Genomic DNA, 22866 nt, shown 5'->3' with positions numbered 1-22866 from the left:
GTCGATAAATGAAAAAACTACTCGCTACCCTGGCCTTGGGCCTGAGTCTGGGTCTTGGTGTGTTCGGCACGGCGTCTGTCGCCACCGCACAAACCACCCCAGCAACTGCCCCCGCTGTCGTGACGGCCCCTGCTGCTGAAGCCAAACCGGCCGATGCTGCAGTCGCTCCTGCGGCGCCCGCCGCTGCTGCCCCTGCTGCGGCCGAAACCGCACCCGCAGCCGCGCCTGTGCCCAACAAGGGCGACATCGCCTGGCTGATGGTGTCCACCATTTTGGTGATCCTGATGGTCATTCCGGGCCTGGCCCTGTTCTACGGCGGCTTGGTGCGCAGCAAGAACATGCTGTCGGTGCTGATGCAGGTGGTGGTCACTTTCTCGATGATCACCGTGCTCTGGTTCATCTATGGCTACAGCCTGGCCTTCACCGAGGGCAATGCTTTCATCGGTGGTTTTGACCGCCTGTTCATGAAAGGCATTTGGGACAACGTGGGCGGCACCTTCGCCAACGCGGCCACCTTCAGCAAGGGCGTGGTCGTTCCTGAAATCTCGTTTGCCGCCTTCCAGGCCACCTTCGCAGGCATCACCTGTGCGCTGATCGTGGGTGCATTCGCTGAGCGCATCAAGTTCTCTGCCGTGCTCGCCTTCATGGTGCTGTGGTTCACCTTCAGCTACCTGCCTGTGGCGCACATGGTCTGGTTCTGGATGGGCCCTGACGCCTACACCGCCAAGGAAGTCGCTGACGAAATGACCAGCAAGGCCGGTCTGATCTGGCAGTGGGGTGCATTGGACTTCGCAGGTGGCACGGTGGTGCACATCAACGCCGCTGTGGCTGGCTTGGTCGGTGCCTTCATGGTGGGCAAGCGCATCGGTTATGGCCGTGAATCCATGGCCCCGCACAGCCTGACTTTGACCATGGTGGGTGCGTCCTTGCTGTGGGTGGGTTGGTTCGGTTTCAACGCCGGCTCTGCTCTGGAAGCCAACGGTTTCGCAGCGCTGGCCTTCATCAACACCTTGGTCGCCACAGCCGGTGCGGTGCTGGCCTGGTGCGTGGGTGAAGCCCTGATGCGCGGCAAAGCTTCCATGTTGGGTGCAGCTTCGGGTGCAGTGGCCGGTTTGGTCGCCATCACCCCTGCTGCAGGCAACGTGGGCATCGGCGGCGGCCTGGTGATCGGCATCGTGGCAGGTTTTGCTTGCCTGTGGGGTGTGAACGGCCTCAAGAAAATGCTGGGTGCGGACGACTCGCTGGACGTGTTCGGTGTGCACGGTGTCGGCGGTATCGTCGGTGCCTTGCTGACCGGCGTGTTCAATTCGCCCGCCCTGGGTGGTCCCAGCGCCGTGGGTGACTGGGTCACTGTGGCCATGATCGCGCCAGATGCTTACTCCATCGCCGCTCAGGTCTGGACTCAGGCCAAGGCTGTGCTGCTGACCATCGTCTGGTCGGGTGTCGTCTCGGTGGTCGCCTTCAAGATTGTTGACCTGACCATCGGTCTGCGTGTCACGGAAGAAGAAGAGCGCGAAGGTCTGGACATCTCTTCGCACGGCGAGTCGGCCTACCACGGCTAATAGCTGGACACTGCAAGTTTCATTGCAAGCGGTGGCGCAAGCCACCCCCTCATCAGCCCGCAGTGCTTCGGCTCTGCGGGCTGTTTCTTTGGAGCTGCTTTATTTGACCTTGGGCAGCATCTGCCGGAACGCTTGCAGCACGGGGGATTGGTCGGATGGCCGCCAGACGGCTTCGGTGGCCACCAGGGGTTTGTCGCCGCGCAGGGGGCGGTAAACCACACCTTGGCGTTGCAGCGCCTGCACACAAGCCGGCACCAGTGCCACGCCCAGGCCGCCGCTGACCATGCTGACGATGGTGTGCATTTGGCGGGCGCTGAAGATCTGCGGGCTGAAACCGTGCTTCATGCAAGTGGCCACGATGGCGTCGAACATCATCGGGCCGTTGTGCCGCTCAAAGCCCAAAAATTGCTCTTGTGCCAGCTTGCCCAAGGGCACTGTGGCCTGTGCGGCGGCCGGGTGGTGTTCGGGCAAAGCCACCACCAGGGGCTCGTGCATCACCAGTTGCGCATCCAGCGTGGGTGGCAGGTCCGAGGTCTGGAACACCAGGCCCATGTCGATGCGCCCGCTTTCCACGTCGTGGATCAGCTGGTCGGTCGTGCCTTCGAGCAAAGACACCTTGACCCGGGGGTAGTCCTGGGTAAAACGCCGCAGCAGCGGCGGCAAAAACGAATAGGCGGGCAGGCTGATGAAGCCGATGGTCAGCGAGCCCATCAGACCCAAAGCGGCCTCTTGGGCGCGGCGGCGCATCAGATCGGCCGAGGCCAGCACCGCATAGGCGTCTTGCAGGGCTTCTGTCCCAGCCGGCGTCAGGGCGATGCGGCGCGAGGTGCGTTCGAGCAAGCGCACGCCCAATTCGTCTTCGAGCTCCTTGATGGCGAGGCTGACCGGGGGCTGGGTGAGGTGCAGGCGTTGTGCGGCGCGACCGAAGTGGAGTTCTTCGGCCACGGCGACAAAACACCGAAGGTGGCGCATGTCCATTGATATATTTTGCAAATTGATCTATCTGGAAAGTAAATTTACCAAAAACAAAGCAGGCACTTCAATTGGTCTCAAAATACAAATCTAAAGCGACCCCATGAGGTCGAGCGAAGAACAGATGGCCTGCACAGGCCAGGAGACATGACATGGCAGCTCCCGCACCGGGTAGCCCTCCGGAGCACGCCTTCGGGCGGCCTCGCACATTGGTCCATCCAGGGCCCCGCGCAGACCTGCGTCTGGCCCACGTCGCAGCCCATGGCGGGCGGCAAATCCGCTTGTCCTTGACGGCGGGCACTTGTTTGCACGAGGGGTTGACGCGTGCGCTCGGTGCTGCGGGGGTGCAGGCCGCCGCCATGGCGCTGATGGGCGGTGACTTGGCCGAGGTGGCGTATTGCCTGCCCGTGCCCGACCCTGAAGGCCAACTCATGGCCACTTATGGCGAGCCGAAGGTCTTGCGCGGTGCCAGCTTGCTGCGCGGTAGCGCCACCCTGGGGCAGGACGAGCAAGGTGCGCCCGTGATCCATTGCCACGCCAGTTTTTCCGATGAACAGGGCCATGTGCGCGGCGGGCATGTGCTGACCCCGCGCACCGTGGTGGGCCAGCGGCCGGTCACGGTGTTGGTGTCGGTGTTGGATGGCGTGGCGCTGCGCCTGGGTTTTGATGACGAAACTCGCCTGCACATGCTCAAACCCCATGCCATCCAGTCCCCAGCTTTGGCCACCGTTGCAGGTGCACACCATGGTTGAAGCTGTGCAGGCCACACAGACCGAAGAGGGCCGTCTGGGCCGCATGGTGTATGGCCGCATGGCCCCCAACGAAGACTTGGTGCAGGGCCTGCAGGCCATTTGCCGCGCCCAGGGTCTGCGCCATGCGCTGGTGCGTGTGGGCTTGGGCAGTCTGGTCGATGCCTGTTTGCAGGTGCCTTCGGGTCGGCAAATCTTTGTCGAAGGCCCCGCCGTGGAGGTGCTGAGCCTGTTTGGCGAGCTGCGCACCGACGCTCACGGCCAGAGCGCGGCCGACCTGAGCGGTGTGGTCGTTGATGCCGCGGGCCAGGTGCTCAGCGGCCGTTTTGTGCCTGGCCACAACCTGGTGTTTGCCACCTTTGAAGTCACTCTGGAAGAGTGGCTGCCCTCAGCCGAGTCCGGCGCTGTTTGATTTTTTCACCCACTGATCCATTCTCATGACATCTTCCGATACAACTTTTCCTGTTGCAGCTCCCGTCGCTGTCGTGACCGGCGGTGCCCGCGGCATTGGCCTGGCCATCGGCCAGTGGTTTCTGAACCACGGCTACAAGGTCGCCTTGCTCGACGTTGACCAGGCCACCCTGGCCGCCACCGAGCGCACACTGGCCCGCCCGGGCGATGTGCTGGCGCTGCACTGCGACGTGTCGCAACCCGACCAGGTCGATGCCGCAGCGGCGGCCGTGATGGCCCGGTTTGGCCGGGTCGATGCGCTGGTCAACAACGCCGGTGTGGCGGTGTTCAAGCCGGTGCTGGAGACCACGTTTGCCGAATGGCGGCAGGTGCTCAGTACCAACCTGGACGGCGCGTTTTTGTGCTCACATGCTTTTGGCGCGATCATGGCCACCCAGCGCAGCGGCGCGATCGTCAACATCGCCTCGATCTCGGGCCTGCGTGCCAGCACGCTACGCGTGGCCTATGGCACCAGCAAGGCCGCGCTGATCCACCTGACCAAGCAATTCGCGGTGGAGCTGGGCAACTATGGTGTGCGCACCAACGTGATTTGCCCCGGCCCGGTCGAGACTGAGATGGCCAAGCTGGTGCACAGCGTGGCGATCCGCTCCGACTATTACGACACCATCCCGCTGGGCCGCTACGGCAGCACCGAAGAGATGGCCAACACCGTGGGCTTTTTGTGCAGCAAAGAGGCCAGCTTCATCAATGGCCAGTTTCTGGCGGTGGATGGCGGTTTTGACGCCTCGGGTGTGGGTTTGCCCACCTTGCGCCGCACCACCCCCGAGCTGCAGAAAGTGGGAGCCGCATCATGAGCAGCAGCTGCATCATTGGCTGGGGCCATACCCCGTTTGGCAAGCTCGACGCGGTCGATGCCGAGCAACTGATCCGCGATGCGGTGCAACCCGCGCTGGTCAGCGCAGGCTTGCAGGCGCAAGACATCGATGGCGTGTTTGTGGGCCACTACAACGGCGGCTTCATGCCGCAGGACTTCACCGGGGCGCTGGTGGCCATGGCGGTGCCGGGCCTGCGCCATGTGCCCGCGGTGCGCCTGGAAAACGCCTGTGCCACCGGCTCGGCCGCGATCTGGGCTGCCATGGACGCTGTCGAATCCGGCCGTGTGCGCCACGCGCTGGTGGTGGGCTTCGAGATCATGAACGCCGTGCCCGGTGCCAAGATCGCCGAAACCTTGCTGCGCTGCTCTTATGTGAAAGAAGAAGCGGCCAACCCGGCCGGTTTTGCGGGCGTGTTTGGCACCATCGCGGCCACGTATTTCGAGCGCTTTGGCGACCAGAGCGACGCACTGGCCGCCATCGCCGCCAAGAACCACGCCAACGGGGTGAAGAACCCGTTCGCCCACATGCGCCGCGATCTGGGTTTTGACTTTTGCCGCCACCCGTCCGACAAAAACCCTTTTGTGGCGGGTCCGCTCAAGCGTTCGGACTGCTCTTTGGTGTCCGACGGGGCCGCTGCGCTCGTGATCTCCAAAGCGCCCGTGGCCGGTGCCCGCGTGCCCGCCGTGCGCTGGAAGTCGCGCACGCAGGTGAATGAATATTTGCCCCTGTCGCGCCGCGACCCGACCCGTTTTGAAGGCGCGGCCATGGCCTGGCACAAGGGGCTCGATGCCGCCGGGGTGTCGCTCAAGGATCTGTCGTTTGTGGAAACGCACGACTGCTTCACGGTGGCCGAGCTGCTCGAATACGAAGCCATGGGGCTGGCCCCGCACGGACAGGGCGCACGCGTCATTCTGGATGGCGTGACCCGTATCGATGGGGCACTGCCGGTCAACCCCTCGGGCGGTCTCAAGTCACGCGGGCACCCGATCGGGGCCACCGGGGTGTCGCAGCACGTCATGGCCGCCATGCAACTGACGGGCGAGGCGGGCGATATGCAGCTGCCCAATGCCCGGCTGGGTGCGGTGTTCAACATGGGCGGCGCGGCGGTGGCCAATTATCTGAGCGTGCTGGAGCGTGCGGCATGAGCGACGCACAGGTCATGAACCTGTCGGCCCTGCTGGCGCAGACAGCCGCGCTGTTCCCGGACCGGCCGGGGCTGATTCAGGGTGAGCGCCAGTGGACCTGGCGCGAGATCAACGCGCGGGTGGACGCTTTGGTGCAGGGCCTGCGCGAGATGGGCATGCAGCCGGGCGACAAGCTGCTGGTGCAGTCGCGCAACAGCCTGGCCATGTTCGAGAGTTGCTGGGCCGCTTTTCGGTTGGGCGCGGTTTGGGTGCCGACCAATTTCCGGTTGACGCCGCCCGAAGTGGCCTACCTGGGCAGCTCCAGCGAGGCCACCTTCATGCTGGCCGAGGATGTGTTTGCCGGGCATGTGGACGCCGTGCGCGAAGCCAGCCCCCGCCTGCAACACGTCATCACCATCGGCAAGCCGCGTGCGGGCGAAACGGCTTACGAAGACCTGCTGGCACGCCATGCGGGTGCGCCCACCGCCATGGCAACCGTCAGGCCCGACCAGGTGCTGTGGTACTTCTACACCTCGGGCACCACCGGCCGCCCCAAGGCCGGCATGCTCACGCATGGGCAGCTGGCCTTTGTGGTGACCAACCACCTGGCCGATCTGATCCCGGGCACCTGTGAGACCGACTGCTCGATCGCGGTCGCGCCCCTGTCGCACGGCGCGGGCATCCATGCCCTGCTGAATGTGGCGCGGGGCGCGGCCACCGTGCTGTTGCCGTCCGAGCGCATGGAACCGGCCGAAGTCTGGCGTCTGGTGGAAAAGCACCGCGTCACCAACCTGTTCACCGTGCCCACCATCGTCAAGCTGTTGGTGGAAGACCCGGCGGTGGACCAGTTCGACCACAGCAGCTTGCGGTATGTGATCTACGCGGGTGCCCCGATGTACCGGGCCGACCAGAAACTGGCCTTGCAAAAACTCGGCCCGGTGCTGGTGCAGTACTTCGGTCTGGGTGAGGTGACGGGCTGCATCACCGTGCTGCCGCCTTCCATGCACGCCATCGATGATGCCGATCCGAATGCGAACATCGGCTCTTGCGGGCGGCCACGCACCGGCATGGAGGTGGCGATTCTGGACGCGCAGATGAACCCGGTGCCCACCGGCACGGTGGGCGAAATCTGCTGCCGGGGCCCGGCCGTGTTCGCGGGTTACTTCAACAACGAAGACGCCACGGTCAAGGCGCTGCGCGGGGGCTGGTTCCACACGGGCGATTTGGGGCGGCTCGATGCGCGGGGTTTGCTCTACATTACAGGGCGCGAATCGGACATGTACATCTCGGGGGGCTCCAATGTTTACCCGCGTGAAGTGGAAGAAATTTTGCTGACGCACCCCGCTGTGGCCGAAGTGGCTGTGCTGGGCGTGCCCGACGCCAAATGGGGCGAGGTGGGCGTGGCCGTCGTGGTCAGCCGTGACCCGGCCCTGACGGCCGCCGCACTGCTGGCGCATCTGGAGGGACGTTGTGCCAAGTACCGCTGGCCGCGCTATGTCTTTTTCTGGGATGCCTTGCCCAAGTCGGGCTACGGGAAAATCACGAAAAAAGACATTCGCCAGATGCTGGAAGAACGAGGCGACCTGCAACAGCAGGCCGTGACTTGAGAAGAGAGAGAAGTGAAGTGGGGCCACCCGGCCCCGAGTTTGATCGATGACCCACCTTTAGGAGACAGACATGACCCTTTCCCGCCGTTCCGTTTTGCGCACCGCCGCCGCTGCGTCCGTAGCCGCTTTGCCCATGAGCCAGGTGCTGGCCCAGCCCAAGGCCGAGTTCACCTACAAATACGCCAACAACTTGCCGGTGACCCACCCAATGAACCTGCGCGCCAAGGAAATGGCCGCTGCCATCCTGGCCGAGACCAAAGGGCGTGTGGACATCCAGATTTTCCCGGCCAGCCAGCTGGGCAACGACACCGACATGCTTAGCCAGCTGCGCGCTGGTGGCATCGAGTTCTTCACCCTGTCGGGCCTGATCCTGTCCACCCTGGTGCCGGGTGCGGCCATCACCGGCCTGGGCTTTGCCTTCCCTGACTACGACACCGTCTGGAAAGCGCTGGACGGCGATCTGGGCGCGCATGTGCGCAAGGAAATCGGCAAGGCCAACCTGGTGGCCATGGACAACATCTGGGACAACGGTTTCCGCCAGATCACCTCCTCCACCAAGCCGATCCAGACGGCCGACGACCTCAAGGGCTTCAAGATCCGCGTGCCCGTGTCGCCCATGTGGACGTCCATGTTCAAGGCCTTTGACTCGGCCCCGGCCTCGATCAACTTTGCCGAGGTGTATTCGGCTCTGCAAACCAAGGTGGTGGACGGTCAGGAAAACCCGCTGGCCATCATCGACACCGCCAAGCTCAACGAAGTGCAGAAATACTGCTCGGTGACCAACCACATGTGGGACGGCTTCTGGTTCCTGGCCAACCGCCGCGCTTGGGACCGTCTGCCCGCTGACTTGCGCACCATCGTGGCCAAGCACATCAACGCTGCAGGCCTCAAGCAACGCGCCGATGTGGCCGCCATGAACGCCACCTTGCAGAAATCGCTGACCGAAAAAGGCATGGTGTTCAACAACGCCAAGGCCGACACCTTCCGCAACCGCCTGCGCCAAGCCGGTTTCTACACCGAGTGGAAAGCCAAGTTTGGTGACGAGGCCTGGGCACTGCTGGAACGCTACAGCGGCAAATTGGGCTGATCGGCCACGGCGCAGACAAGACAAAAACGAGAAACAGCACACTTATGTCCGACGTTCAGACCCAGCCGCTTTTGGGCGGTGAGCATTATTCCGAACCAGAGGCCGCCAGCCCGGGCGGGGGTCGAGTAACGTCACGTTGGATGTTCCCCCTGGAGGCGGTTTCGGCCGTTTTGATGGTGGGCATTGTGGTGTTGCTCCTCGCAGCAGTCTTGTCGCGCTATGTGTTTGCCAATTCGATTGTCTGGATTGACGAGGTCGTGTCGACTTCGTTCATCTGGCTGACCATGATCGGTGCCGGGCTGGCCATGCACCGCAACGAGCATTTGCGCTTGTCGCTGGTGGTCGACAAGCTGCCGAGCCGCGTGCAGCCGTATGTGCATGCCTTTGCACTCACGGTGGTGGTTGCTTTTCTGGTGGGCTTGCTGCCTTCGGCGGTGGAGTACGCCCAGGAAGAATGGTTCATCAAATCGCCTGCGCTGGACTTGCCCAACACTTACCGCGTGGCGTCTATCCCCTTTGGCTTGGGCGTGATGCTGCTGATCGTGCTGGCCTACGCTGCACGCACCGTGCCTGTGCGTGCGCTGCTCAGCGCGGCTGTGGTGGTCGGGGCTGTAGCCGCTGTTTGCTATGCATACAGTGCCACCTTGCCCAACCTGGGCAGCTGGAACATGCTCATCTTTTTGGTGGGCGTGGTGGCGGTGTGCCTGATGGCGGGCGTGCCGATCGCGTTTTGTTTTGGTCTGGGGGCGCTCAGCTACCTGGCGTTCACCACCCAGGTGCCGCTCTTGATCGTGGTGGGGCGCATGGACGAGGGCATGTCCAGCCTGATTCTGGTGTCGGTGCCGATTTTTGTGCTGCTCGGCTGCGTGCTCGACGCCACCGGCATGGGCAAGGCGATTGTGGATTTTCTGGCCTCGCTGATCGGCCACGTCAAGGCCGGCATGTCCTATGTGCTGCTGGGTTCGCTGTTCATTGTTTCGGGCATCTCGGGCTCCAAGGTGTCGGACATGGCCACCGTGGCCCCTGCGCTGTTTCCTGAGATGAAGCGACGCGGCAATAGGCCCAAGGAAATGGTGGCCTTGCTGGCCACCGGTGCGGCCATGGCAGACACCGTGCCGCCCAGCATTGTGCTGATCGTGCTGGGTTCGGTGGCCGGTGTGTCGATCGCCGGGCTGTTTCAGAGCGGTTTTGTGGTGGCGATGGTGCTGCTGCTGTCCTTGTTGGTGCTGGCCCGCTGGAAGGCCCGGCATGAGCAGGTCGAGGGTGTCAAGCGCCCACCGATTTCGGTCATCGGTCGCTTTTTGCTGGTGGCGGCACCCGCGTTGGTGCTGCCTTTTTTGATCCGCAGCGCCGTGGGCGGCGGCGTGGCCACGGCCACCGAGGTGTCCACCATCGCGGTGCTGTATGCGCTGGTGATTGGCCAGGTGATGTACGGCGGCATTGGCCTGCGCAAGTTCTACGACATGCTGGTCGAGACGGCCGCTTTGTCGGGTGCGATCTTGCTGATCCTGGGCGCGGCCTCGGCCATGGCCTGGACCATCACCCAAAGCGGCGTGGTGCAGCAATTGTCGAGTTTCCTGACCACCTTGCCGGGCGGCCCGATCGCTTTTTTGGCGGTCACCATCGTGGTGTTTCTGGTGCTGGGGTGCTTGCTGGAGGGTTTGCCTGCCGTGCTGCTGCTGGCCCCCATCATGTTCCCGATCGCCAAGAAGCTGGGCATCCATGACATCCACTACGCCATGGTGGTGGTGTGTGCCATGAACGTGGGCCTGATGATGCCGCCCATCGGGGTCGGCTTTTATGTGGCCTGCCGCATTGGCGATGCCAAGCCTGACGAGGTCATGGGCGCCATTTGGCCCTACCTGGTGGCCTTGCTGCTGGGGGTGGTGGTGGTCGCCGCTGTGCCCGCGATTTCTACCTTTGCCTTGTAGTGCCATGACGCTCATTGATCCAAGCTCCTGGCAAGCACTGACCGCCGAACCCGATGGTCTGAGTGAGTCGCCTTTTTGGCACCCGCGAGAGCAACGCCTGTACTGGGTGGACATTCCGGGCCGTCGCATCGCCCGCGTGGCGGTGCAGGGTCTGCAGGCCCAAGGTGCGGTGGAGTATTGGCCCTTGTCGCAAGAGCCTGGGTGCATCGCACCGGTGCAAGGCGGTGGCCTGGTCATGGCTTTGCGCGATGGCATTTACCTGGCGCGCGAGTGGGGCGGTGAGTTGCAGCTTTTGGCCGCTGCGCCTTACGACACCACACGCCTGCGTTTCAACGACGGCAAGTGTGACGCGCAAGGGCGCTTTTGGGCAGGTAGCCTGTATGAGCCCAAAGACCAAGCGCTTGGGGTGCTTTACATGCTGGACGGCCAAGGCCTGCACGTCATGATGGACGGTGTGGTGACGGCCAACGGCCTGGCCTGGTCGCCCGATGGCCGCACTGCTTACTGGGCCGACACGGCTGCTCACCAAGTGCGGGCCTTTGACGTGGACCTTGCTACCGGCCAAGTGTCTTCCTCTTGCGTGTTTCACCAAATGACACCCAAGCCTGCAGGCTGGACCTGGGGAGATGACAGTCTCTATGGCGGTCGCCCCGATGGTGCGGCGGTGGACAGCGAAGGCTGCTACTGGTCTGCCCAATACGAGGGCCAGCGCCTGCTGCGCCTGTCGCCCACCGGCGAGGTGCTGGCCGAAGTGACCACGCCCGTGCCTTGCCCCACCATGCCCTGTTTTGGCGGTGCGGACTTGAAAACCCTGTTCATCACTACATCGCGCCAGGGTCGCAGCGCTCAAGAGCTGGCGCAGTATCCCGATGCCGGGTGTGTGTTTGCCACACGCGTGACGGTGGCGGGCTTGCCGGTCAATGTGTACCGGGGCTGAACGCCCCAATTTCCCACAACCCGTTCGTTCAAAAAATTCACACTGTGTCCCAGGGGCGAGGGTTACCATCTTGGCCCATGGAAGCTCAACTCAATTCCCTCATCGACGCCGTGCGCCAGGCTTGTGCGGACAGCCGCGTGCTGCGTTTGCGTGGCGGCGGCAGCAAAGACTTTTGGGGCCAAAGCCTCACAGGCGATGTGCTTGATACACGGGACTACCGAGGTATTGTGAGTTACGAGCCCAGCGAGCTGGTGGTCACGGTGCGCTGCGGCACGCCGCTGGCCGAGCTGGAAGCGGCTCTGGCCGAAAAAGGCCAGTGCTTGGCGTTTGAGCCGCCTCACTTCGGCGCAGAAGCCACCGTCGGCGGTATGGTGGCAGCCGGTCTGAGTGGCCCGGCCCGCGCCACTGCTGGCGCTGTGCGTGATTTCGTGCTGGGCGCGCGTTTCATCAATGGTCTGGGCGAGCACCTGACCTTTGGCGGTCAGGTCATGAAAAACGTGGCCGGTTACGACGTGAGCCGCCTGATGGCCAGCAGCTGGGGCACGCTGGGCATGATCACCGAGGTCAGCCTGAAGGTTTTACCCGTGGCCCCGGCCGAGGCCACCTTGATGATGGCGGGTCTGGCCCAAGGCCCGGCGCTCGATTTGCTGCACCGATGGGGCGGTCAACCTTTGCCATTGAACGCCAGCGCCTGGGTGCGCGACCCCACTGCCCAGCCGGTGGCCGATTATTTGTTTGTGCGTCTGCGTGGCGCGGTGGCGGCAGTGCAGTCGGCCATGGCCAAAATGAGTGCCGATGCCGTCGCGCTGGGTGCGCAGGTGCAGGCCATGGACAACGCCGAAGCCACACAGGACTGGCGTGCCAGTGGTGAGCAGACCCTGCCGTTTTTTGACGCGCCCTCCCCGGATGCCTGTTTGTGGCGTCTGTCGGTGCCGCAAACGGCGCCTTTGCTGGATTTACCCTATGCCCAATACATCGAATGGCAAGGTGCGCAGCGCTGGCTGTGGGCACCCGCCTCGGCGGCGGTGGCTTTGCGTGAATTGGCGCAATCGGTCGGTGGCCACGCCACCTTGTTCCGCGCCAGCGCCGCTCACGCCCAAGTGGACAAAATCGCCGGGGTGAACACCCCGCTGGACGCCGTGCAAGCGCGCATTCAACAGCAGTTGCAAAAGCAGTTCGACCCTAAAGGCGTGTTCGCCACCGGTCGCATGCACCCCCTCTGAGGCGAATCGCCATGCAAACCCAACTCGCCCCCGAATACCAAAACACCCCTGAAGGCCTGGAGGCCGAAGCCATTTTGCGCAAGTGCGTGCACTGCGGCTTTTGCACCGCCACTTGCCCCACTTACCAGCTGCTGGGTGATGAGCTGGACGGCCCGCGTGGCCGCATCTACCTGATGAAGCAAGTGCTGGAAGGCGTTACGCCCACCCGCAAAACCCAGATGCACCTGGACCGGTGCCTGACCTGCCGCAACTGCGAAAGCACTTGCCCGAGCGGCGTGCAATACGGCCATTTGGTGGACATCGGCCGCAAACTGGTGGACGCCAAAGTGGAGCGTCCGGCGAGCGAAAAGCTGGTGCGCTGGGCGTTGAAAGAAGGTCTGCCTTCGCCCCTGTTTGCGCCCGCCATGAAGATGGGCCAGATGGTGCGCGGCCTGCTGCCCGACAGCCTGAAAGCCAAGGTGCCTGCGCCACAAAACTCGGGCGCCTGGCCCACCGCGCAGCACGAGCGCAAAGTGCTGATGCTGGCCGGTTGTGTGCAACCGAGCATGAGCCCCAACATCAACACCGCCACGGCCCGCGTGTTGGACGCCGCAGGCATCCAGGCTGTGACCGCCCACAAGGCCGGTTGCTGCGGCGCGCTCAAGTTCCACCTGAACGACCACGATGGCGGCAAAGACCACATGCGCGCCAACATCGACGCTTGGTGGCCACTGGTGGAGAGCGGCGAGGTCGAAGCCATCGTGATGAACGCTTCGGGCTGCGGCGTCATGGTCAAGGACTATGGCCATGTGCTCAAGGATGACCCGGTGTATGCCGATAAAGCCGCCCGCATCGGCGCGCTGACGAAAGACCTGAGCGAGTTGCTGCCCGAGCTGGTGCCGCTGCTCCAAGCCAAGATCAAGCCCCAAGCCCTGCAAGCCGCAGGTCTGCAGGCCTACCACCCGCCCTGCACGCTGCAACACGGTCAGCAACTCAAAGGCGGCGTTGAAAAGCATCTGGGCGATCTGGGTTTCCAGATCAAGGTCACGGCCAATGAATCGCACCTGTGCTGCGGCTCGGCCGGCACCTACAGCGTGCTCAACCCCGAGCTGTCCAAGCAGCTGCGCGACCGCAAGCTGGGCCACCTGAACGCGCTGGAGCCGCAGGGCGTGATCAGCGCCAACATCGGCTGCATCACCCACCTGCAAAGCGGCAGCGGCCTGCCGGTGCGGCATTGGGTGGAGTTGTTGGACGAGGCGATCAGTAGCTGAGTGAATTAATTGGCCAGAACCCCTGCGATATCACCCACGGAAATCACCTCAACCCCTTCTGCAAAAGGCCAGCGCTGCTGCACGGGGGCGACGATGTAGGTTTTTTCGGGTTGCACGTCTTGCAGGGATTGCCAGAAGCCTTTGGTGACTTTGGGCGCAACGCTGAACTTGATTTCGAAACCGATTTTTCGCTGTCCGGTTTCCACCACCACATCCAGCTCGGCACCCGCCGCTGTTCTGTAAAACGACAGGCTGGCCCCAGTGGGCATGTGGGCAGCAATCTGGTCGATGACAAAGCCTTCCCAGGACGCACCCGTCATCGGGTGGCCTTGCAGGTCGTCCGGATGGCTCAAGCCCAGAAGGCTGTGCAGCAGACCGCTGTCGCGGACATAGACCTTGGGTGCCTTGACCAAACGCTTGCCCAGGTTGGCGTGATAGGGCTCGAGTTTTCTGACCAGCAAGGCACCCACCATGTGATCCAGCCAGCGACTGACTGTCGGTGCGCTCACGTCCAGTGAGTTGGCGATGGCCGATGCATTGAACAGTTGGCCATGAACATGCGCCAGCATGCGCCAAAAACGGCGCAGACTTTCAGCATCCACGCGCAAGCCCAGAGCTGGCAAATCGGTGTGCAGCAGGTGGCGGATGAACGCATCACGCCAAGCCCAAGAGGCGTGTGAATCAATGGCGGTGAAGCTGGGCGGAAAGCCGCCGCGCACCCACAAGTCCTGCACGGTACTGAGGTCGGAGCCGACTTCGTTGACGATGAGCGGGAACATGTCAATCAGACTCAACCGTCCGGCCAAGGATTGGGATTGGCGCAGCAATTCAAACGAAGCCGAGCCCAGCAAGACGAAACGCCCGGGGCGACGGATGCGATCGATCTCACCGCGCAACACCGAAAACAATTGCGGTGCATTTTGAACTTCGTCCAGGATCACCAGCCGGTCTGCGTGGGCTTGCAGAAACAGCGTGCCTTCGCCCAGGCGTGCCTGATCTTGTGGGGATTCCAGGTCCAGATAAATGGCGTCTGGATGGGTGTCCAGCAGAGCACGGGCCAAGGTGGTTTTACCAATTTGGCGCGGTCCCAAGATGGCAACAGCTGGGCTCCATGTGAGGTGTGAGACCAGTGTGCTTTGGGCAATGCGTTTAAACATCCTTGTATTTTAAATATGCCATATTCAAAATACAAGGACAATATGACCAACCGTAGTTGAAAGTCCTGGCCTCACATACGGTAAGGCCCGCGTCCAGTCGTACCGATAAGCCCACCCAGGTAGTATGAGAGGCTCGATGGCACAGCGCGCTTGCTGAGCGCACACAAAGGACAAGACGATGGCGATACCTTGGTTGATGGCCCTCAAAGTGATTCCCTGGGGCGATGTGATCGAACACGCCCCCACCGTGCTCAAAGCTGCGCGCAAGCTGATGGACCGCCAACCTCCTCAGCCGCCCGGTCAAGCAGGCACGCCCGCTACAACGACCCCGGTCAGTGCCGTGCCCAGTCTGGGAGAACTCAAAAATGCCTTGATCGCTGCGCAAGCCCAGATCGACCGCCAGGCCCAGACCCAGCGCGAACTGACCGAGACCCTGACCGAGTTGGCCGAGCAGAATGCACGCTTGGTCAGCGCCGTGGAAGTGCTTCGCCTGCGCACGCGGGTGTTAGTGTGGGGTGGCGCAGCCATGTTGGTGTGGCTGGCCGTGCTGACTTGGTGGCTTTGAATTAAGAAGGTTGTACTTTAGCGCGTTGCTCAATGGGTGTTTGGTTGTTGGGCTTATGAACGCTTGATAAGCACGTCTGCACCCTCCTGACACCCCGTTGTCAGTACCCCTCAGGCAAAGTCTTCCCCTGTGCACAGACGGTCTGTGCATCTTCAGGGAGAAAAACATGAAAAACGTGATCGACTGGTTTGAGATTCCGGTGAGCGATCTGCCGCGTGCGCAGGCCTTTTACGAAGCGGTGCTGCAAATCGCACTCCAAAGGCAAAACTATGCGGGGCCAGGCATGCAGATGGCGGTGTTTGTGGGGGAGGGCGATGCGACCAAGGGGGCGCTGATGTCGAGCAATCCGGCCTTGCAGGTGGGCGCTTGCGGCACGCTGGTGTATCTACACGCGGGCGCGTCGCTGGATGCCGCCTTGCAGCGTGCAGTGGCAGCAGGTGGGCAAGTTGCCATGGGCAAGGTGGCTCTGCCCGAGGGGCTGGGTTTTATGGCGCACATGCTCGATGTGGATGGCAATCGGGTCGGCTTGCACGCTTACGCCTGACAATTTGGGTTTGACTCATCCACCACCACTGCCTATCCGATGCGCCGCGCTGACCGCCTTTTCCAGATTGTTCAACTCATTCGGGGCCGCCGCCTTACCACCGCACAGTGGCTGGCGCAGCGCTTGGAGGTGTCCGAGCGCACGGTGTACCGCGATGTGGCCGACCTGCAATACCAGGGCGTGCCTATTGAGGGCGAGGTGGGGGTGGGTTACCGCTTGGGTATGGGATTTGATTTGCCGCCACTGATCTTCACCCCGCAAGAGGCGCAGGCCTTGGTGGTGATGACGCGGGTGGCGCAGCAGTGGCTCGATCCGGCCTTGGCGCGTGCCAGCGAGTCGGCGCTGTCGCGGGTGCTCAGTGTATTGCCCGCAGATCAGCGCCATGCCGCGCAACATACGCCGGTGTATTCGCCGCCTTGGGGGCTGACTGCGGAGCAACAACCGCACTTGCAACTGTGGCGTGAATCCACACAGGGGCTGCACAAGTTGGCGCTGGTTTACAGCGATGCGCAGGCCCGCACCAGTGAGCGCACGGTGTGGCCGCTGGGCAGCTTTTTCTGGGGTGTGGTCTGGACGTTGGTGGCCTGGTGCGAAAAGCGTCAGGACTTTCGCAGCTTCAGGCTGGACCGCATCCAGTCCATGACGGGCTTGCCACAGGCCTTCCGCTTGGCAGACGGGCAACGTCTGATCGATTATTTGCGCCGACAAGGCGTGGACCCTCAGGCTCTGGCCGAGGGTCGATGAACAGAAACTTGTTATGAAAACCGTTGAGATATCAACACAGGCCATACAGGGCCTGTCGGTGCGCACCCGCAATGCCGACGAGATGCAGGCAGACACGGCCCGCATAGGTCCACTGTGGGCTGACTTTGCCGCACAGATCGCGCCACATCTGGCGCAGGGCGCACGGGTGGTTGGCGTCTATCACCGCTATGAGTCGGATGCCCAGGGGGCCTTTGATGTGCTGGCGGGCACCGATGCCTTGCCATCTGCCGCAGGTGATTCACTCGCCCTGAGCCGAATTGACATCGTCGCCGGGCAGTATTTAGTGTTTGACGCGCCGGGGGCCATGCCCCACGCAGTGGTGGATGCCTGGTCGTGCATCTGGCGCTACTTTGCCGACCCTTTGTGCCCGCACCGGCGGGCTTACACCACCGACTTTGAGTGTTATTCACCTGATGGGGTGACAGAAATCTTCATCGGTGTGCGGCCATCATGAATTACTGGATCGGCGTGGTCAGCCGCTCGCATGTGTTGCGCGGAGTCGCTGGTGGCTTTGCACAGATGAACCATGGCAAGCAGGCGCCGCTCAAGCGCATGAAGGCCGGCGATGGCCTGATTTACTACTCGCCGCGTGAGGCGTATCCCGACGGTGCGTCTTTGCAAGCGTTCACGGCCTTGGGGTTCATCCGAACGGGGGAGGTGTATGAATACGATATGACGCCCGATGGCGTGCCAGGCTTTGTGCCTTGGCGCATCGATGTGGATTACCAGCTAGTTCAGACGGTTCCCATCAAGCCTTTGATTGCACATTTGGAATTCATCACCGAGAAAACCCATTGGGGCGCGGTATTTCGCTTTGGTCAGATCAAGATCAGCGAGGCTGATTTCCGAAAAATCGCATCAGCGATGGGGTGTGGCGAGAAGTCTGAATCGGTTGCAGCGGTCCAGACATCGCTGTTTTGATCACCCCGCCAGCGCCGCCTCAATGTCTTTGGCGATCTTCTCGGGCGCATCCTGCGGTGCGTAGCGCTTGATCACCCGCCCGTCGCGCCCAACCAAAAACTTGGTGAAGTTCCATTTGATGCCTTTGCTGCCCAGAATGCCGGGCGCTTCGGCGGTGAGCCATTGGTACAGCGGGTGCGCGTCGTCGCCATTGACCTTGATCTTGCTCATCATCTGAAAGCTCACGCCATAGTTCTTCTGGCAGAAGTTGGCGATTTGTGCGTCGTCGCCCGGGTCCTGGCTCGCGAACTGGTTGCACGGAAAGCCGAGCACAGCCAGGCCTTGTGTGCCGTATTTTTGGTGCAGCTTTTCCAGCCCGGTGAACTGGGGCGTGAAGCCGCAGGCGCTGGCGGTGTTGACGATCAGCATCACCTGACCCTTGTAGCGAGACAGCGGCACAGTTTGGTGGTCGATGCTTTGGGCTTCGAGGTCGTACAGGCTCATGGGGTGCTTTCTAGTGAAAGTGGGCAAAAGGACATCATGCCAGCGACAGCCTATGGCTGTGCAAGCTGCGTCATTTGGCCTTGTGGCCCGGCCCGACGATGGACAGCAAAGCTGCCAGCAAGATCAAGGCGCCGCCGATCAGCGTGCGGCTGTCCCAGCTGGACGCGCCCAGCAGCACCGAGGACACGCTGGCAAACAGCACCTCGGACAGCATGACCAGCGCGGTGGTGTGGGCGGCCAGGCGGGCGGCGCCGTATTGCAGCGCCAGGTTGCCCAACAAAAACGAGATGCTCAGCAGGGCCACCAGCGGCAGCCAACTCCAGGCAGGGGCCGCGCTCACGGTCACCACGCCCGTGGCCAAGCCCACAAATGCCGCCAGCGTGGCCATGACCGCACCGCCGCCAAACATGGCCAGGGTGCGCGACGAGCTCGGCGTGTCTTTGAGCTTGAGCAGCAAGGCGTTGGTGATGGCAAACGTCAGGCCGCCCATCAGCGCCAGCCCATCGGCCAGGCTCTCGGGCACAGGCCAGGGCGTCTCGGGGGTTTTGAGCACAATGAACAAACCGGCCAGCGCCAGCAGCAAGCGCAGCAAGGCCATGGGGGTGGGCTTTTCACCCAGCAGCCACCAGGCCACCAGCACCGACCATGCGGGCATTAAATAAAACAGCAACACCACACGCACCACGTCGCCCACCGTGACGGCCCAGTTGAAGCCCACATTGGTCAGGCCTGAGGCCAGCAACAAAAGCCACAGCCCGGGGTGCTTTCGCCAGCTCAGCAGTTGCCCACTGCGCCACAGCCACAGAGCGATGGACACGAACACAAATGCGTAGACCAGCGCCGTGGCCCACAGCGGGTGCAGGCCCAGGGTTTCGAGTTGTTTGAAGGGCCACCAGCACACGCCCCAGACCAAGGCGTTGAACAGGAGCCCGGCCACGGCTAGGCTTTTGGGAGCGGCGGGGCCCATGTCAGGGCTTGTCAAGACGGGTCGTTGGGGGTATCGGCGGTTGATGTGCTCTGGCGTTTGCGCCACCAGCGCCAGCCCAGCCACACCACACCGATGCCGAGCAGGGCAAAAATCCCGTGTTGGAACTGGCGCAACACGGCAAACATCCAGTCCCAGTTTTGGGCGCCAAAGTAGCCCAGATAAACCCAGATCGGCACGCTGATCAGAGCAGCAAAGCCGTCCATCAGAAACCAGGTGGGAAAGCTCACACGGTGGCTCATGCCTGCCGAGAAGAACACTGGGGTGCGCAGACCAGGCAGAAAGCGGGCGACGAACATGACCCATTTGCCGTATTTGTGGAAGGCGTCTTGTGCGCTGGCAAAGCGCTCGGGGGTCAGGATTTTGCGAAATCCGGGCAATTTGGAAATGCGCTGGCCATACAGACGTCCCAGCGTGAACATCAGCCCATCGCCAATCATGACGCCTGCCATGCCTACTGCAAACATGGTGTGCACGTCGGCATGGCCCAAGCCCGCGATGACACCGCCCGTCACCAGGGTCACGTCTTCAGGAACGGGAACGCCGAAACCGCAGATCAACAGCATCACAAACACAGCCAAATAGCCGTATTCGGTGAAGATGGGCATCAGAAACTGAAAAACTTCCATGGATTACAAGGTTCAGCCAGCGCCTGAACAGCTCAGGCGGAATGCGCGGGGTTAACAGGCAGCGGGCCAGTGTAAATCATTTGTAAGGCCCTTCCCGCGCGGGGAAAGGGTGTGTTTACCCGATGGTTTCGAGCCGCTTTGGTGGCCAATGGAGCTGGCATACTTGAGCAGCACTTTTCGCTCTCAGACCCGATGCCCCGCCCAATACAAGCCACCATCCACACCGCTGCGTTGCGCCACAACCTGGGCGTGGCCCGGCAGGCCGCGCCCGATGCCCAGGCCTGGGCCGTGGTCAAGGCCAATGCCTACGGGCACGGCATTGAGCGGGTGTTTGAAGGTCTGCGCGGGGCCGATGGTTTTGCGCTTTTGGACCTGGCCGAGGCCGAGCGGGTACGGGCTTTGGGCTGGCGCGGCCCGATTTTGCTGCTCGAAGGTGCTTTCGAGGCGCGAGACCTGGAGCTGTGCTCTCGCTTGCACCTGTGGCACACGGTGCATTGCGACGAGCAGATCGACATGCTGGCGCTGCACAAGACCCACGAGCCGCACCGCGTCTTCCTCAAGATGAACTCGGGCATGAACCGCTTGGGTTTCAGCCCACAGCGCTTTCGCTCGGCCTGGACGCGGCTGAACGCCCTGCCGCAGGTGGACGAAATCTCGCTCATGACCCATTTCAGCGATGCCGATGGCCCCAAGGGCATCGCCGAGCAAATGGCCCGCTTTGAAGAGGCCACCCGCGACCTGCCCGGCGAGCGCAGTGTGAGCAATAGCGCTGCCACCTTGCGCCATGCGCAAGATGCCGCTGTCAAGGCCGACTGGATTCGCCCCGGTATCGCGGTGTATGGCAGCTCGCCGGACTTTCCCGAGCACAGCGCCGCGCATTGGGGTTTGCGGCCCGCCATGAGCCTGAACGCCCGCATCATCGCCGTGCAGGATTTGCAGGCGGGCGACAGCGTGGGCTACGGCTCCAGTTTTGTGGCCGATGGCCCCATGCGCATCGGCGTGGTGGCCTGCGGTTATGCCGATGGTTACCCGCGCATTTGTCCCACAGGCACGCCGGTGCTGGTGGATGGCGCACGCGGCCGCACCGTAGGCAGGGTCAGCATGGACATGCTCACGGTGGACCTGAGCAGTTTCCCCCAAGCGGGGGTGGGCAGTACCGTCACGTTGTGGGGGCAGTCGGCCCAGGGCGCGGTGCTCGGCATCGACGAGGTGGCCCAAGCGGCCGGCACGGTGGGTTACGAGTTGATGTGCGCCTTGGCGCCGCGCGTGCCGGTGGTGCTGGAGGATTGACAGCTTGGCGGTCTGCCAGAGGTGGGGCGGCAGCTTGCTGCCAGCGTGACAAGCCTGGCTGAACGTTGGGCCCACAATCGCCGCATGCCCCACCGCACCCCTGTCCATCGACATGACCAACGCGCCTTGCTCGTGGCCTTGGTGCTGATCGTCATTTGGGGTGGCAATTTCACACTCCAGAAATACCTGTTTGGGCTGATTTCCCCGGGTGGTTTCCTCTGGGCGCGTTACCTGATCATGCCCCTGTGTGCCCTGGTCCTGATGCGCTGGCGTTTTGGGGTCTGGTTGCCACCTTTGCCCCGCAAGGACTGGCAACACATGGCCTGGCTGGGCTTCATTGGACACTCCCTGCATGTGGGTCTGGTGACCTATGGCATCCACTGGTCTACGGCGTTTTCCAGCTCGGTCATACTGGCCTGTGGACCGATTTTCACCCTGCTGATCTTGCGCATGCAGGGCCTGGAGCGCTTGAGCCTGCCCCAGATGGCCGGGGTGTCCTTGGCGTTTGGCGGGGTCTTGATGTTCCTGTCCGACAAACTGTTGGGTGGCAACTGGCGCGCTGGGGGGGGTGATCTGGTGCTGCTGGTGGCTGCGGGGCTCTTTTCTTATTACACCGTGGCGGTCAAGCCCGTGATGCAACGCCATGGCCCGGTGCTGACCATGGGTTACGCCACCTTGCTCGGCGGTCTGCCGGTGATGCTGCTGTCGGTTCCGGCAGGCGTGGATGCACCTTGGTCCGTGCTGGATTTTTGGGCTTGGGTGGGCCTGCTCTGGTCGATCATGGTGTCGGCCTTTGCCGGTTGGCTGGCTTGGGGCTGGATCAACAATGTGCGCGGCGTGGCGCGCACGGCCCCTCTGATGTACCTGATGCCCCCGATGGCGGGCCTGTTTGCCTGGGCGTTGTCGGGTGAGCACTACACCTGGATCAAGATCGCCGGGGCGGGTGTGACCTTGCTGGGTGTGGCGCTGGCGCAGTACGCCGGACAGATCAAGTGGCGTTTGCGCTGACGCCGTCGACTCAGGCTTTGAGCCAGGTGTCGTAGGCGGTTTTGCAGATCAGGGCCAGCACCACAAAAATGAACACATGGCGCACAAAGCCCGCGCCGTGCTTGAGGGCCAGCCGGGTGCCAATGAGGCTGCCCACAATGTTGGCTGCACCCATGGCCAGTGCCAGATGCCACCACACATGGCCTTTGAGGGTGAACAGTGTGAGTGCCGACAAATTGGTCGCCACGTTGATCATCTTGGCTGCAGCCGAGGCGTTCAGAAAATCGTAGCCCAGCACCCGCACATAGGCAAACACCAGAAAGCTGCCAGTGCCCGGCCCAAAAAAACCGTCATAAAACCCGATCACCAGACCAATGCCTGCTGCGATCCAGGCCTCTTGTGCCCCGGCAAAGCGTGGTGCATGGCTGCAGCCCAGGTCTTTCTTGACCAGGGTGTACAGCAAAAGTGCTGCCAGCAGCACGGGCAATATTTTGCGAAACAGGCTCGGGTCCACCTGGGTGACCACCCAGGCCCCGGCCAAAGAGCCCAGCAAACCCGCACCCGCAGCAGGCAGCAGGGAGCGCCAGGGCATGACCACCTTGCGGCTGTATTGCACGGTGGCAAAGGCAGTGCCCCAAATGGAGGCGCTTTTGTTGGTGCCAAACAAGGTGGCGGGCGCCGCCCCGGGGAAGGTGGCAAACAGGGCAGGCAGCAAGATCAGCCCGCCGCCGCCCACAATGGCGTCGACCAGGCCAGCCAGCAAAGAGGCCAGCGAAACAATCAGTAATTCCATGGCCTTGATTGTGGCATTG

General features: G+C 62.6%; 24 protein-coding genes. 18 read left to right on the top strand and 6 right to left on the bottom strand.

The window, feature by feature from the left end; genetic code table 11:
* Window positions 1-8: 8 nt before the first annotated feature.
* Window positions 9-1562: an ammonium transporter gene (locus ACHEXL_RS12930; RefSeq protein WP_416559807.1), complete on the top strand. Its 1554-nt coding sequence runs from the start codon at window positions 9-11 to the stop codon at window positions 1560-1562.
* A 99-nt stretch (window positions 1563-1661) separates the two neighbouring features.
* Here ACHEXL_RS12930 and ACHEXL_RS12925 read toward each other — a convergent pair whose 3' ends face one another.
* The gene (locus ACHEXL_RS12925; protein ID WP_416559806.1) at window positions 1662-2540 is read right to left on the bottom strand and encodes a LysR family transcriptional regulator; all 879 of its coding nucleotides are present in this window, start codon (window positions 2538-2540) and stop codon (window positions 1662-1664) included.
* A gap of 146 nt (window positions 2541-2686) precedes the next feature.
* Here ACHEXL_RS12925 and ACHEXL_RS12920 point away from each other — a divergent pair, with 146 nt between their 5' ends.
* The 10 genes from ACHEXL_RS12920 (at window position 2687) to glcF (ending at window position 13728) form a co-directional block, all read left to right on the top strand.
* Window positions 2687-3286, top strand: a complete 600-nt coding sequence (locus tag ACHEXL_RS12920) for a PCC domain-containing protein (protein WP_416559805.1) — start codon at window positions 2687-2689, stop codon at window positions 3284-3286.
* Window positions 3279-3695, top strand: a complete 417-nt coding sequence (locus ACHEXL_RS12915) for a PPC domain-containing DNA-binding protein (RefSeq protein WP_416559804.1) — start codon at window positions 3279-3281, stop codon at window positions 3693-3695. Before ACHEXL_RS12920 ends, ACHEXL_RS12915 begins: the two co-directional genes overlap by 8 nt.
* Before the next feature lie 25 nt (window positions 3696-3720).
* Window positions 3721-4548 (top strand): SDR family NAD(P)-dependent oxidoreductase, encoded by an 828-nt coding sequence (locus ACHEXL_RS12910; protein ID WP_416559803.1) that lies wholly within the window; start codon window positions 3721-3723, stop codon window positions 4546-4548.
* Window positions 4545-5714 carry an acetyl-CoA acetyltransferase gene (locus ACHEXL_RS12905; protein ID WP_416559802.1) on the top strand — a complete coding sequence of 390 codons (1170 nt, stop codon included), beginning with the start codon at window positions 4545-4547 and terminating at the stop codon, window positions 5712-5714. Before ACHEXL_RS12910 ends, ACHEXL_RS12905 begins: the two co-directional genes overlap by 4 nt.
* On the top strand, window positions 5711-7300 hold the full coding sequence (locus ACHEXL_RS12900) for an acyl-CoA synthetase (protein ID WP_416559801.1): 1590 nt from the start codon (window positions 5711-5713) through the stop codon (window positions 7298-7300). The genes ACHEXL_RS12905 and ACHEXL_RS12900 overlap by 4 nt, the downstream gene beginning before the upstream one ends.
* Before the next feature lie 70 nt (window positions 7301-7370).
* A complete protein-coding gene (locus tag ACHEXL_RS12895; RefSeq protein ID WP_416559800.1) occupies window positions 7371-8387 on the top strand; it encodes a TRAP transporter substrate-binding protein in 1017 nt (338 codons plus the stop codon).
* Between the two features lie 44 nt (window positions 8388-8431).
* Complete coding sequence (locus ACHEXL_RS12890) at window positions 8432-10318, top strand: TRAP transporter large permease subunit (protein ID WP_416559799.1); 1887 nt, start codon at window positions 8432-8434, stop codon at window positions 10316-10318.
* Window positions 10319-10322: 4 nt separating this feature from the next.
* Window positions 10323-11255: an SMP-30/gluconolactonase/LRE family protein gene (locus ACHEXL_RS12885; protein ID WP_416559798.1), complete on the top strand. Its 933-nt coding sequence runs from the start codon at window positions 10323-10325 to the stop codon at window positions 11253-11255.
* A gap of 77 nt (window positions 11256-11332) precedes the next feature.
* Window positions 11333-12478: a glycolate oxidase subunit GlcE gene (gene glcE, locus ACHEXL_RS12880; protein ID WP_416559797.1), complete on the top strand. Its 1146-nt coding sequence runs from the start codon at window positions 11333-11335 to the stop codon at window positions 12476-12478.
* 11 nt (window positions 12479-12489) lie between these two features.
* On the top strand, window positions 12490-13728 hold the full coding sequence (gene glcF / locus ACHEXL_RS12875) for a glycolate oxidase subunit GlcF (protein ID WP_416559796.1): 1239 nt from the start codon (window positions 12490-12492) through the stop codon (window positions 13726-13728).
* Between the two features lie 5 nt (window positions 13729-13733).
* On the opposite strand, the gene ACHEXL_RS12870 is transcribed toward glcF, so the two are convergent.
* On the bottom strand, window positions 13734-14885 hold the full coding sequence (locus ACHEXL_RS12870) for an ATP-binding protein (protein ID WP_416559795.1): 1152 nt from the start codon (window positions 14883-14885) through the stop codon (window positions 13734-13736).
* Between the two features lie 178 nt (window positions 14886-15063).
* On the opposite strand from ACHEXL_RS12870, the gene ACHEXL_RS12865 reads away from it, so the two are divergent.
* From ACHEXL_RS12865 to ACHEXL_RS12845, 5 genes are all read left to right on the top strand, one after another.
* Complete coding sequence (locus tag ACHEXL_RS12865; RefSeq protein WP_416559794.1) at window positions 15064-15450, top strand: hypothetical protein; 387 nt, start codon at window positions 15064-15066, stop codon at window positions 15448-15450.
* Window positions 15451-15616: 166 nt separating this feature from the next.
* Entirely contained in the window at window positions 15617-15994 is a 378-nt protein-coding gene (locus ACHEXL_RS12860; RefSeq protein WP_416559793.1) for a VOC family protein, read from the top strand.
* 39 nt (window positions 15995-16033) lie between these two features.
* Window positions 16034-16738, top strand: a complete 705-nt coding sequence (locus tag ACHEXL_RS12855) for a helix-turn-helix transcriptional regulator (RefSeq protein ID WP_416559792.1) — start codon at window positions 16034-16036, stop codon at window positions 16736-16738.
* A 13-nt stretch (window positions 16739-16751) separates the two neighbouring features.
* On the top strand, window positions 16752-17213 hold the full coding sequence (locus tag ACHEXL_RS12850) for a GyrI-like domain-containing protein (RefSeq protein WP_416559791.1): 462 nt from the start codon (window positions 16752-16754) through the stop codon (window positions 17211-17213).
* Window positions 17210-17680, top strand: a complete 471-nt coding sequence (locus ACHEXL_RS12845) for an EVE domain-containing protein (RefSeq protein ID WP_416559790.1) — start codon at window positions 17210-17212, stop codon at window positions 17678-17680. The genes ACHEXL_RS12850 and ACHEXL_RS12845 overlap by 4 nt, the downstream gene beginning before the upstream one ends.
* On the opposite strand, the gene ACHEXL_RS12840 is transcribed toward ACHEXL_RS12845, so the two are convergent.
* The 3 genes from ACHEXL_RS12840 to ACHEXL_RS12830 all read right to left on the bottom strand — a co-directional run bounded on the left by ACHEXL_RS12840 (window position 17681) and on the right by ACHEXL_RS12830 (window position 19777).
* Window positions 17681-18163, bottom strand: coding sequence for a glutathione peroxidase (locus tag ACHEXL_RS12840; RefSeq protein ID WP_416559789.1), 483 nt, complete (start codon window positions 18161-18163; stop codon window positions 17681-17683).
* Between the two features lie 70 nt (window positions 18164-18233).
* On the bottom strand, window positions 18234-19130 hold the full coding sequence (locus ACHEXL_RS12835) for an EamA family transporter (RefSeq protein WP_416559788.1): 897 nt from the start codon (window positions 19128-19130) through the stop codon (window positions 18234-18236).
* 11 nt (window positions 19131-19141) lie between these two features.
* Complete coding sequence (locus ACHEXL_RS12830) at window positions 19142-19777, bottom strand: DedA family protein (protein WP_416559787.1); 636 nt, start codon at window positions 19775-19777, stop codon at window positions 19142-19144.
* Between the two features lie 192 nt (window positions 19778-19969).
* Between ACHEXL_RS12830 and alr the strand changes: the two genes are divergently transcribed.
* Both alr and ACHEXL_RS12820 read left to right on the top strand, forming a co-directional pair.
* Window positions 19970-21067, top strand: coding sequence for an alanine racemase (alr, locus tag ACHEXL_RS12825; protein ID WP_416559786.1), 1098 nt, complete (start codon window positions 19970-19972; stop codon window positions 21065-21067).
* Window positions 21068-21151: 84 nt separating this feature from the next.
* On the top strand, window positions 21152-22075 hold the full coding sequence (locus tag ACHEXL_RS12820) for a DMT family transporter (RefSeq protein ID WP_416559785.1): 924 nt from the start codon (window positions 21152-21154) through the stop codon (window positions 22073-22075).
* Window positions 22076-22085: 10 nt separating this feature from the next.
* Here the strand turns inward: ACHEXL_RS12820 and ACHEXL_RS12815 are convergent, their stop codons facing one another.
* A complete protein-coding gene (locus ACHEXL_RS12815) occupies window positions 22086-22847 on the bottom strand; it encodes a sulfite exporter TauE/SafE family protein (protein ID WP_416559784.1) in 762 nt (253 codons plus the stop codon).
* Window positions 22848-22866: the final 19 nt, after the last annotated feature.

Source organism: Limnohabitans sp. YIMB22184, assembly GCF_048020265.1.
Classification (GTDB): domain Bacteria; phylum Pseudomonadota; class Gammaproteobacteria; order Burkholderiales; family Burkholderiaceae_C; genus Limnohabitans_A.
This window is presented reverse-complemented; position numbering and strand designations above follow the sequence as displayed.